This window comes from Ferriphaselus amnicola (assembly GCF_000974685.2).
Lineage (GTDB): Bacteria > Pseudomonadota > Gammaproteobacteria > Burkholderiales > Gallionellaceae > Ferriphaselus > Ferriphaselus amnicola.
Genome location: NZ_AP018738.1, coordinates 149070 through 160346 on the forward strand (window position 1 = coordinate 149070; position 11277 = coordinate 160346).

Sequence of the window (11277 nt, forward strand, 5' to 3'; positions counted from 1 at the left end):
GAATCAGGTTTCTGATTCCCCATTTCATTTGCAAGGCTCCAAGATGGATCTGCTCTCCGGCCTCAACCCTGAACAACGCGCAGCGGTCGAACTGCCTGCGCGATCCGCCCTCATCCTCGCGGGAGCGGGCAGCGGCAAGACGCGCGTACTCACTACCCGCATCGCCTACCTCATCAGTAACGGCTTGGTGTCGCCCAGCGGTGTGCTGGCGGTGACCTTCACCAACAAAGCGTCGAAAGAGATGCAGGCGCGTTTGTCTGCGATGCTGCCGATCAACACGCGCAGCATGTGGATAGGCACCTTCCACGGCTTGTGTAACCGCTTGTTGCGCGCGCACTACCGCGAGGCGAATCTGCCGCAGACCTTCCAGATCCTCGACTCGTCCGACCAGCAATCCGCCATCAAGCGGGTGATGAAGGCACTCAATGTGGACGACGAGAAGTATCCGCCGCGCGAGTTGCAGAACTTCATTGGCCGCAATAAGGAGCAGGGGCTGCGCGCGCATGAGGTGGAGGCTTATGATCCTTATACGCGCCGCAAGATCGAGGTGTTTGCCGCTTACGACGAGCAGTGTCAGCGCGAGGGGGTGGTGGATTTCTCCGAACTGCTGCTGCGTTGTTACGAACTGCTGTCGCGCAACCAGCAGTTGCGCGAGCATTACCAGGAGCGTTTCAAGCATATCCTAGTGGACGAGTTTCAGGATACCAACCCGTTGCAATACCGCTGGCTGAAGCTGCTGGCCGGGCAGAGCAATGCGCTGTTCGCGGTGGGCGACGACGACCAGTCCATCTACGCCTTCCGCGGTGCCAACGTCGGCAACATGCAGGAACTGCTGCGCGACTTCCATGTCGAGAACGTCATCAAGCTTGAGCAGAACTACCGCTCGCACGGCAACATCCTCGATGCCGCCAACGCGCTCATCAGCCGCAACCGCAACCGCCTCGGCAAGGAGTTGTGGACGGCGGAGCACAAGGGCGAGCCGTTGCGTGTGTACGAAGCGCCGACCGACATGGACGAGGCGCGCTTCATCGCTGATGAGGTTCGCCATCTTCACCGCGAGGGCGTGGCGCTGTCCGAGATGGCGGTGCTGTATCGCTCCAACGCGCAGTCGCGCGCGCTGGAACATGCGCTGGTCGCAGCGGGTGTCAGCTATCGGGTGTACGGCGGGCAGCGCTTCTACGAGCGGCAGGAGATCAAGCACGCGCTGGCCTATCTGCGGCTGCTGGTGAATCAGGACGACGACAACTCGCTGCTGCGCGTCATCAATTTCCCCACGCGCGGTATTGGTGCACGCAGCATCGAGCAATTGCAGGAATCGGCTAAGCAGTACAACACCACGCTGTTCGATGCGGCGGCACGCATGGGCGGCAAGGTCACCGGTTTCGTCGGACTGATCGAGGAGATGCGTAGCGCCACTGCAAACCTGCCGCTGCCCGAGATCGTCGATCATGTGTTGGCGCACAGCGGTCTGATGGCGAACTACCAGAACGAGACTGGCGCCAAGAAGCACGAGGCGCAGGAGCGTATCGATAACTTGAACGAGCTGCTCAACGCCGCCACCCTGTTCGTGCATGAGAACGAGGACGACAGCTTGGTCGCTTTCCTCACCCACGCCACGCTGGAGGCGGGCGAGCATCAGGCCGAGGCGGGTAGCGACGCGCTGCACCTGATGACCGTCCACGCCGCCAAGGGGCTGGAGTTTCACAGCGTGTTCATCTCCGGGTTGGAAGAAGGCCTGTTCCCGCACCAGAACAGTCAGAACGAGGACGGCGGGCTGGATGAGGAGCGCCGCCTGATGTACGTGGCGCTGACCCGCGCACGCCGCCGCTTGTATCTGACCTTCGCTCAGAGCCGCATGCTGCACGGGCAGGTGAACTACAACATGATGTCCAGCTTTCTGCGCGAGTTACCGGATGAGCTGCTGCAATGGCTGTCGCCCAGACTGACGCAGCGCACTCCGTCCGCGTTTAGAGCTTACTCACCCCCGGCTGCTGGCAGCACAAAATTGCCGCCCGCTCCCCCCGCACCCGTCAAGGAAGGCGCTTGGCGCATCGGCCAGCGCGTGTTCCACCAGAAGTTCGGCGAAGGCACGATTACTGGGCTGGAGGGCAATGGCACGGAAGGGCGGGTGCAAGTCAATTTCAAGCACGCAGGTAGCAAATGGCTGGCGCTGGAGTACGCCAAGCTTACATCAGCTTAAGCTCTGCATAAATTTACTACTGAATGTAGGAAAAGATATTACAAAGAGCTTATGTTCTTCTGTGAAGGTCATATTACAATGGTGGCTAGGAGGGGGAGTCAAAAGACGTTGAACTCCCTTCCTAGAGCTTAAGCCTGATGCCCGTCTTCCTACGGCGGATTTGATTGTTTCAATAGAGGTGGTGAAAAGCGACAATGATTTACCCGATAATTTTATCTGGCGGTTCTGGAACTCGCTTGTGGCCTTTGTCTCGTGCAGCTCTACCCAAGCAGTTTCTACCCTTAGTGACTGATAAAACGCTGTTTCAAGAGACTTTGTTGCGTCTGTCTGGGCTGGCCGACTTAGCTAAGCCATTGGTGGTATGTAATGCCGAGCATCGCTTTCTCGCTGCCGAGCAGTTGCGCGAGATCGATATCTCCCCCCTTTCTTTGGTATTAGAGCCCGTCAGTCGCAACACGGCGCCTGCTGTGGCGATTGCCGCGTTTGCCGCGCTCGAACAAAGTGCTGATGCCACTTTATTGGTATTGCCGGCAGACCACTTGGTTCAGGACGTGGCTGCCTTCCATGCTGCAATCAATCAAGCCGCTGAGTTGGCAAAGCAAGATAAGTTGGTCACTTTTGGCATTACTCCAGACAGCGCAGCTACTGGTTTCGGCTATATCGAGCGCGGGGTTGCGCTAGAAGGTGCCACTGCTAGCTATGCTGTTGCACGGTTCGTCGAGAAGCCAGATGCGGATACGGCACAGCGTTTCTTGGACTCTGGCCAGTTCTTCTGGAACAGCGGCATGTTTGTGTTCAAAGCTTCCGTCTATCTACAGGAACTGGAGAAGTTCGCCCCTGCGATATATGCGGCTGCCAAAGCATCTTGGCACGGCGGCAAGCATGATCTGGACTTCAGTCGGGTTGATGAGGCTGCATTTGCCGCTTCGCCATCCGATTCTATTGATTACGCCGTGATGGAACACACACGCTCCGCAGCGATGGTGACCGCTGATATTGGCTGGGACGATGTAGGTTCGTGGGATGCGCTGGCCGCCGCGATTCCCGGTGATGCCAATGGTAACGTCCTGCGTGGCGACATCTTTGCTCCACAAACGAAGAATACTTACATCCGCGCAGAAAGCCGTATGGTGACGGCGATCGGCCTAGAAGACATGGTGGTGGTGGAAACGCCGGATGCGGTGCTGGTCGCGCACAAGGATTTTTCGCAGAACGTGAAGCAGGCGGTGGAGTATCTGAAGCAGGCGGAGCGTTCTGAGCATCTGGTGCATCGCCGCGTTTATCGCCCATGGGGATATTACGAGGGCATCGATCAAGGCAAGAACTACCAAGTTAAGCGCATCGTGGTCAATCCTGGACAAAAGCTGTCTTTGCAACTGCATCACTACCGTTCAGAGCATTGGATCGTCGTGGCAGGCAATGCCAAAGTTACTGTGGGACGTGCTAATCGTTTATTGCATGCCAACGAGTCGATCTATATCCCTGTCGGGATTAAGCATCGCCTAGAAAATATCGGTGAAACACCACTTTATTTGATCGAAGTGCAGACCGGTAGCTATCTGGGCGAGGATGATATCGTGCGCTTTGAGGACGTTTATCAGCGGACCTAAGTAGCCCCAAAGGAAGTTCAAACAAAGCAGCCGCTACCGTGATTCGGAGCGGCTGCTTTCACTTAAGCGACAAGAGTCACGCTAGCTTCTGACTCAAACAAATCGCGGTATGCGGCGTACATCGACGTGACCATCACGGGCAGCAGCACTAGCCAGCCTAGCATTGCCGGTATTGAGGCTGCCAGTGCGAAGGGCAGTAACATCAAGCAATACACTGACAACGGAAGGATGTTGTTCAAACAAGCATGCAAGCTGGCTTTGAGCGAGGGCAATGCCGTGGATCGGTCAAATGTCACTAGCATAGGTGCGAACTGACTGGCCATCAGCAGTATGGTGAACAGTGCGATGCCGATCACAATGGCAAAACCGGCTCCTGCCACAGCTTGAGCAATTAGGGCGGGATCATCGACCGGCTTGCCGCTCATGAATAGGCTGACTAGGGAGGCGCCGCCTGTCAGCATCATTACGCCGAAGATCAGTAGCTGGCCGACCAGATTCACGCCGCCTAGCGTGACCAGTTGCTGACTGTGATGCCGAAATCCAGCGAATAAGTGAGATAGCTCTAGCTCTTCACCACGCTCTAACGCGCGGCAGCCCTGCATATATCCCGCCAGCAATGCGGGAAAAAGTAGGGTGGCGAGTGGTTCACCGACGACGGGCACGGCGGATAATGCGATCAATCCCGTCAGGCCGACCACGATCAGCACTACCCACAGCACAGGGCTTTTCTGAAACAAAGTCCAGCCTTCGCGTATCCATTGCCAGCCGTGCAAGGCGGCGACTTTTCGTGCGTCCATGTCTTAATTACTCCAGCCAGATGGCGTTGCCAGCGCTGGCGATGTGTTGTTGCAGAATGCGTTTGAATTGCTCTGGATCGTGCGCGTGGATCATCTCGCCCGGTCGTGGCAAATGCAGGTCGAACAGTCTCGATATCCAGAATCGCAAGGCGGCCACTCTTAAGGCAACTGGCCAGAGTTCGGCTTCGTCAGCCGTGAATGGGCGCACGCCATGATAGGCCGTGAGTAAGGCGCGAGTGCGAGCCTCGTCTAGAGCCCCATCGCCACCCATGCACCAATCATTCACGGTGATCGCAACGTCGTACAGTAGCGCGTCGTTGCACGCAAAATAGAAGTCGATCAGGCCGCCTACGCGATTCTCATCAAATAAGACGTTGTCGCGGAAGAGATCTGCGTGAATGACGCCCTGAGGCAGTTCGCTCAATTCGTGTGACCGGTGGAAGTCGATCTCACTGGCAAGCAGTTTTGCATCTGGCGCAGACAGAAATTTGCCCACCTGCTGCGCGGTTTCCGCACGCCAAGCTGCGCCACGAGGGTTGGCTAAGCTCAGCCCAAAACTTTGTCCAGCAAGATGCATCTCGCCCAGCATGGAGCCGATCGCTGCGCACTGTGTGGAAGATGGTTGTATCAGCGATTTTCCCGACAAGCGACTGACAATGCTGGCGGGCTTGCCATTGAGCACTCCTAAAAACTGCTCGCTGCGGTTCGCTACAGGGGCGGGGCAGGGTATGCCGTGTCGAGCCAAGTGCGCCATCAGGTTCAGGTAATACGGTAGTTCATGCTGAGTCAGCTTTTCGAAGAGCGTCAGCACGAAACGACCATTCGTGGTGGTAACGAAATAATTGGTATTTTCGATGCCGGAGGCGATGCCTTGAAGTTGTAGCAATTGGCCGAGCGAATAATCGCTCAGCCAAGCGGTCAGCTCCGCCTCGGTGACTCGGGTAAATACAGACATGACTAAAAGCGGTGGATAGTCCAACTTGGTGCGCGAACGCCGGAATCGAGCGATTCCTGGCGGGCAAATTTGCCATCGCCGCGATCATCCACCAAATAGTAGGGCTTGCCGTGTTTTGGCGTGATTTTAATCATGTACAAACGACCGCCAGCACGATATTCCTCAACCACCTGACCCTCATCTTTTTTGATGGTTACCTCGGGCTCTGCATCCGCAGGCTGTTCATCAGCATTGAACGCGGGGGGAGGCGGCACGGGCTTTAAATCGGGGGCGGGGCGCGAGTCGGCTGCCAAGGCCGAAGCACTTAGTCCGAGGGCGAGCAATACGAGAGTCAAGCGACGCATGTTGGGTTCCAAGTTGATTTTGGCCGTATTTTAGCTGATGCCGTTATAGGTTGAGCTGCATTTCGCGCTCGGCGGCTGAAGGCTCGAAGCCGCGCGTTTCGTAGTGTTTGAAAATCGCACTGACTACGGCCTCTGGTTCATCGATCAGTTGCACTAGATCCAAATCGTCGGAATGGATCATTCCCTCGGTCAAGAGCGTGTTGCGAATCCAGTCCAGCATGCCTCTCCAGAATCCGCTGCCGACGAGGATAATAGGAATCCGACGAGTCTTGCCTGTTTGAACCAGTGTCAACGCCTCCATCAGCTCATCCAAAGTGCCAAAGCCACCCGGCATGACTACATAGGCACTGGCAAATTTCACGAACATCACTTTGCGTGAGAAGAAGTGCTGGAAGGTATGGCTGACGTTTTGATATGGGTTGGTGTGCTGCTCGTGCGGTAGCTGGATATTCAAGCCTACGCTGGGGGAGCGTCCGTAAAAGGCCCCTTTATTGGCTGCTTCCATGATTCCGGGGCCGCCACCGGAAATCACTGCAAATCCAGCATCCGACAACAGTCGGGCAATTTCTTCGGTGATTCGATAATACGGGTGGTCAGGCTTGGTGCGCGCACTGCCGAAGATGCTGACCGCAGGCTGGATCGCGCTGAGTCGCTCAGTGGCAGCGACGAATTCTGACATAATGCCAAAGACACGCCATGCCTCCTTTGAACTGGTCATGTCTGACAGTTTGGATACGGGCAGTTTGGACTGGTCGCTCATTTCATAACCTATGGTCTAAAGATGAAAACTCTGCTGTTGGTGGACGGGTCTTCTTACCTGTACCGCGCTTTCCACGCCATGCCCGATCTGCGCAGCCCAAGCGGCGAGCCAACGGGGGCGATTTACGGTGTACTCAGCATGTTACGCCGCCTACGTGCTGACTACCCGTCGGATTATAGCGCCTGCGTGTTCGATGCGAAGGGTAAAACCTTCCGCGATGATTGGTATCCGGCGTACAAAGCGCAGCGCCCGCCGATGCCAGACGATTTGCGTAGCCAGATCGAACCGTTACTTCAAGTCGTTGCCGCTTCAGGCTGGAATATTCTGATGATCGATGGAGTCGAGGCTGATGATGTGATCGGTACGCTTTCCAGTCAGGCGGCAGAAGCGGGTGTGCAATGCACGATCTCAACGGGAGATAAGGATCTCGCGCAACTGGTCAATCCGCAAGTCAGATTGGTCAACACGATGACTAACGAGATCCTTGACGAGGCCGGAGTCACGGCCAAATTCGGGGTGCCGCCGGAGCGCATCGTAGATTATTTGACGCTCACCGGCGATGCCGTGGATAACGTGCCAGGGGTGAGTAAGTGTGGGCCCAAAACGGCCGTGAAGTGGCTGACTCAGTACGGTACGCTGGATGGAGTCACCACACATGCAGGCGAGATCAGCGGCGTGGTGGGCGAGAATCTACGTAACGCGCTTGAGTGGCTACCGCAAGCTAAGCGCTTACTTACGGTCAAGTGCGATGTGGCGCTGCCTAACCACTTTGACGACTTGGCTGCACCTCAGCAAGATACGCAACAACTCAAAGAATTCTTCGAGCGATTCGGCCTAAAGAGCTGGTTGCGTGACATAGAATCCGTTTCATTGACTAGCGCTGCTGTCACGCCGCCAGCCGCAAGCCCACACGATAGTAATGCTATAGCGCCCGTTTCCTCCTCGGGGTGTTACGAAGCCATCTTGAGCATGGAACAGTTACAGTCTTGGCTAGCTAAGCTAACCCAAGCCGATCTGGTGTCGGTCGATACAGAAACCACGGGGCTCGATGCAATGAGCGCGCGGCTCGTTGGCATCTCGTTTGCCGTAGAGCCCCACCATGCAGCCTATCTTCCGCTCGCCCACACTTACCCCGGCGCACCCGATCAACTTGATTTTGACTTGGCGCTTTCAACACTTAAGCCTTGGCTAGAAAACCCAAGTCACAAAAAAGTGGGGCAGAACCTTAAGTACGATCAGCATATTTTTGCCAACCACGGAATCGCGCTCGCAGGAGTTGCAGAAGATACCTTGCTGGAGTCGTATGTTTTGGAAAGTCACAAACCACATAACATGGACGATCTGGCTCTGCGCCACTTAGGCGTCAAGACCATCAGCTATGCCGAAGTGGCTGGAAAAGGGGCGAAGCAGATAGGCTTCAATCAGGTCGATCTCGAAACGGCTACGCGATATGCGGCTGAGGATGCTGACATTACCTTGCAGTTGCATCACGTACTCTCCCCTCAACTAGAGGGCGGGCTTGCTCACATCTATCGTGAGATCGAGCTGCCTAGTCGGGAGGTATTGTATGTCATGGAGAGGAATGGTGTGTTGTTGGATGCAAGGTTGCTGAATGTTCAGAGTCGCGAGCTTGGCGAGAAATTGCTCGCCCTAGAATCTCAGGCATATGAGGCCGCTGGCCAGCCATTTAACCTCAATTCGCCCAAGCAAATTCAGGAGATCCTGTTCGATAAGCTCAAGTTGCCCGTCAAGAAAAAGACACCTAGCGGCACACCCTCCACCGACGAGGAAGTGCTACAGGAGTTGGCCTTGGATTATCCATTGCCCAAGATCCTGCTGGAGTATCGCAGCCTAGCTAAACTTAAATCCACCTATACAGACAAACTGCCGCAAATGGTGAATCCCCGTACCGGGCGGGTGCACACCAGCTATTCTCAGGCCGTCGCTGTTACGGGGCGACTCGCTTCTAGCGATCCAAATCTACAAAATATCCCTGTGCGCACGGCGGAAGGGCGTCGTATTCGTGAGGCATTCATAGCGTCACCCGGCAGCCATATTATTTCCGCCGACTACTCACAAATCGAACTGCGTATCATGGCCCACCTCTCCGGCGACTCGGGCCTGTTGGAAGCGTTCTCGCAAGGGCAGGATATCCACCGCGCTACCGCCGCAGAAGTCTTCGGTGTTTCTCCTGAGCTCGTAAGCAACGAACAACGTCGTTACGCTAAAGTCATCAACTTTGGCTTGATCTACGGCATGTCAGCATTTGGCTTGGCCAGCCAGCTCAATATTGAACGCTCAGCAGCTCAAGCATATATGGATCGATATTTTGCCCGCTATCCAGGTGTGGCGGACTATATGCAGCGCACTCGCATACAAGCCAAACAGCAGGGTTATGTCGAAACCGTCTTTGGTCGTCGCCTCTGGCTGCCCGAAATCAATGGGGCGAATGGAATGCGCCGCCAAGCCGCTGAGCGTGCCGCCATCAACGCGCCTATGCAGGGTACGGCAGCCGACTTGATCAAACTTGCGATGATCGCAGTTCAGCGATGGCTGGAAGAACAGCGCTGCCATACACGCCTGATCATGCAAGTTCACGATGAGCTCGTCCTTGAAGTTCCCGACGACGAGCTCGCCAAGGTAAGCGAAATGCTTCCCGAGCTGATGTGCGGTGTCGCAAATCTGCAAGTTCCCTTGGCTGTAAGCGTCGGAATGGGAAAAAACTGGGAGGCAGCGCATTAGTTCATCGGTTTTGCAGTGATTTTGAATTGACAAACATACGTGAAGTATGGAAAATCGCCGCCTCCAAAATGGCGAATTAGCTCAGCCGGTTAGAGCGACGGAATCATAATCCGCAGGTCCCCCGTTCGAATCGGGGATTCGCCACCAAAAATCAATGGCTTGCAGTGATGCAGGCCATTTTTATTTAGTGGATTGTGCCAAAATTGTGTCAGAAAACCTCTCTGATACCTTCTCGGCGTGGACCCCCAGTTGTGCCGGCGACAGGTGAGCATACTTACGAACCATCTCGTAAGACGCCCATCCCCCCAACTCTTGCAATACATTCATTGGTACTCCGCTCTGCGCAAGCCACGAAGCCCAAGTGTGCCTTAAATCGTGCCAGCGAAAGTCTGTAATGCCGGAACGCTCTAAGGCTTTTCGCCACGCTCTGGAGTTCGCTGTCACAAGAGGCTTGCCGCAATAGGTGAAAACTCTCACCGGATGCTTTCCAGCTTGTCTTAGCAACGCCCCCATAGCAGTCGAGTTCAGTGGAACGGAAATCGCCTTTCTGGCTTTTGCCTGATCGGCATGTATCCAGGCAAGCTTCAAATCCAAATCAACTTGGCTCCACTCTAACTTCAGCACATTCCCCTGCCGCAATCCTGTTGATAATGAGAACACCACAACATCCCTTAGGTGTTCGGGTAGCTCTTTCATCAAAACAGCCACCTGTTCAGGAGGCAACCATCTGATGCGACGTTTGGGTTCAGGATAAGCTCGAATCTTCGGTACCTTGTCGATCCACTCCCATTCGTGGCAGGCTTTTCTCAGGATAGTTCGAATCAGTGCCAAATAACGATTCGCTGTGGAGGTAGATGCTTCCGCAACCTTCCTCTGCGCAATTTTGGCAATCAACTCACGATCAATCTCTTGAAGAGGTTTATTCCGAAGAAATTGCTGTAGCCACCCCAGCTTAGCTTTGTCATCTCGATGACTTGCCTTGTGTTGGGTTTCCAGCAAAAACTTTACCCCCGCCTCATCCCACGTATAACTCGGCTTTTCTCCCAGTCTGATTACTCGCCATGCTTCAGCTTTCATTTGGTCATGGAGTTCTTGAGCCTTGGCTTTTTCGGTTGTTCCAGAAGAACATCTAATACGGTCGCCTGACGGCGAGGTGAAGATGATCCACCAAATACTTCCTCGTTTTGTGAGTGACATGTTAATTCCTTTCGGTTCGACGTCACTCGCACTTCCTGCCGCTTGGAAGGATAAAGTGAACGGATGTGCTCGACAAGGTCTTGCAGAATAAATACCCAGCACTTGCCCACTTTGGCTCCAGGAATTTCGCCAAGCTTTGCTCTACGGCGCAACTCTTCTGGATGCATCCTCAAATAATTTGCGGCCTCCCATAAATTGAAGGTCGTGAAAGGCAATGGATTAGGGGCGCAAGCCATAGGGTGTGTCAGCTCACTTGGTTTGAAAGTGGTGTCTTTGAGATGCCACCGGCCGTAACTTCCTCCCCCTTGTCCTGCCGGATGGGAGCTGCGCACTGAGATGCACTCGCTGCATGAAGGTGTGCTTCTTCGTGTGTACGAAGCAATTGATGAGTGGAGTTGATTGGGACATTTTGGCACCTACAAAATCATGAAGATGACCGTAGTAAAATCGTTTAATTGTTTTATATCAATGATTATTATTCATATAATCATATCGTTGTGTTGTTTATGGCAAGCTCTTCCCTACCCACCAACCTGACTTTAAGTCAGGAGGGGGTGAGCGCGAGTCACCCATCCACCCCGAGGCAAGCACAGAGGCTCCGAAGGGTCGGATACGTAGGAAATGCATTGCATCGCTTAGGAAGAAATAGTCGGATGATTCGATTTCACACTG

9 protein-coding genes and 1 tRNA gene are annotated in these 11277 nt (G+C 54.7%); 4 read left to right on the top strand and 6 right to left on the bottom strand.

Annotated features, from left to right (window positions below; translation table 11 throughout):
• The first annotated feature begins 43 nt into the window (after nt 1–43).
• The gene (locus OYT1_RS00730) at nt 44–2200 is read left to right on the top strand and encodes a UvrD-helicase domain-containing protein (protein WP_062625896.1); all 2157 of its coding nucleotides are present in this window, start codon (nt 44–46) and stop codon (nt 2198–2200) included.
• Between the two features lie 194 nt (nt 2201–2394).
• Nucleotides 2395–3810, top strand: coding sequence for a mannose-1-phosphate guanylyltransferase/mannose-6-phosphate isomerase (locus OYT1_RS00735; RefSeq protein WP_062625805.1), 1416 nt, complete (start codon nt 2395–2397; stop codon nt 3808–3810).
• A gap of 62 nt (nt 3811–3872) precedes the next feature.
• Here the strand turns inward: OYT1_RS00735 and OYT1_RS00740 are convergent, their stop codons facing one another.
• The 4 genes from OYT1_RS00740 to OYT1_RS00755 are packed head-to-tail and all read right to left on the bottom strand — an operon-like array spanning nt 3873 to nt 6666.
• Nucleotides 3873–4607: a BPSS1780 family membrane protein gene (locus tag OYT1_RS00740; RefSeq protein WP_062625804.1), complete on the bottom strand. Its 735-nt coding sequence runs from the start codon at nt 4605–4607 to the stop codon at nt 3873–3875.
• A gap of 7 nt (nt 4608–4614) precedes the next feature.
• A complete protein-coding gene (locus OYT1_RS00745; protein ID WP_062625803.1) occupies nt 4615–5562 on the bottom strand; it encodes a homoserine kinase in 948 nt (315 codons plus the stop codon).
• A gap of 2 nt (nt 5563–5564) precedes the next feature.
• Nucleotides 5565–5906 carry a DUF2782 domain-containing protein gene (locus tag OYT1_RS00750; RefSeq protein ID WP_062625802.1) on the bottom strand — a complete coding sequence of 114 codons (342 nt, stop codon included), beginning with the start codon at nt 5904–5906 and terminating at the stop codon, nt 5565–5567.
• A 43-nt stretch (nt 5907–5949) separates the two neighbouring features.
• A complete protein-coding gene (locus tag OYT1_RS00755; protein WP_062625801.1) occupies nt 5950–6666 on the bottom strand; it encodes an LOG family protein in 717 nt (238 codons plus the stop codon).
• 21 nt (nt 6667–6687) lie between these two features.
• Between OYT1_RS00755 and polA the strand changes: the two genes are divergently transcribed.
• Nucleotides 6688–9408, top strand: coding sequence for a DNA polymerase I (gene polA / locus OYT1_RS00760; RefSeq protein ID WP_062625800.1), 2721 nt, complete (start codon nt 6688–6690; stop codon nt 9406–9408).
• Between the two features lie 70 nt (nt 9409–9478).
• Nucleotides 9479–9555, top strand: a tRNA-Met gene (locus OYT1_RS00765).
• Between the two features lie 33 nt (nt 9556–9588).
• Here the strand turns inward: OYT1_RS00765 and OYT1_RS00770 are convergent.
• Together OYT1_RS00770 and OYT1_RS14005 are read right to left on the bottom strand one after the other, a co-directional pair.
• Nucleotides 9589–10581 (bottom strand): tyrosine-type recombinase/integrase, encoded by a 993-nt coding sequence (locus tag OYT1_RS00770; RefSeq protein ID WP_331838575.1) that lies wholly within the window; start codon nt 10579–10581, stop codon nt 9589–9591.
• Nucleotides 10482–10841 carry a helix-turn-helix domain-containing protein gene (locus OYT1_RS14005; RefSeq protein ID WP_331838576.1) on the bottom strand — a complete coding sequence of 120 codons (360 nt, stop codon included), beginning with the start codon at nt 10839–10841 and terminating at the stop codon, nt 10482–10484. Before OYT1_RS14005 ends, OYT1_RS00770 begins: the two co-directional genes overlap by 100 nt.
• Between the last annotated feature and the right edge of the window lie 436 nt (nt 10842–11277).

What these genes read in the sequence shown, in the direction of transcription:
- OYT1_RS00730 (WP_062625896.1), top strand. Translation starts at nt 44, where the DNA reads ATGGATCTGCTCTCCGGCCTCAACCCTGAACAACGCGCAGCGGTCGAA.
- OYT1_RS00735 (WP_062625805.1), top strand. Translation starts at nt 2,395, where the DNA reads ATGATTTACCCGATAATTTTATCTGGCGGTTCTGGAACTCGCTTGTGG.
- OYT1_RS00740 (WP_062625804.1), bottom strand. Translation starts at nt 4,607, where the DNA reads ATGGACGCACGAAAAGTCGCCGCCTTGCACGGCTGGCAATGGATACGC.
- OYT1_RS00745 (WP_062625803.1), bottom strand. Translation starts at nt 5,562, where the DNA reads ATGTCTGTATTTACCCGAGTCACCGAGGCGGAGCTGACCGCTTGGCTG.
- OYT1_RS00750 (WP_062625802.1), bottom strand. Translation starts at nt 5,906, where the DNA reads ATGCGTCGCTTGACTCTCGTATTGCTCGCCCTCGGACTAAGTGCTTCG.
- OYT1_RS00755 (WP_062625801.1), bottom strand. Translation starts at nt 6,666, where the DNA reads ATGAGCGACCAGTCCAAACTGCCCGTATCCAAACTGTCAGACATGACC.
- polA (WP_062625800.1), top strand. Translation starts at nt 6,688, where the DNA reads ATGAAAACTCTGCTGTTGGTGGACGGGTCTTCTTACCTGTACCGCGCT.
- OYT1_RS14005 (WP_331838576.1), bottom strand. Translation starts at nt 10,841, where the DNA reads ATGGCTTGCGCCCCTAATCCATTGCCTTTCACGACCTTCAATTTATGG.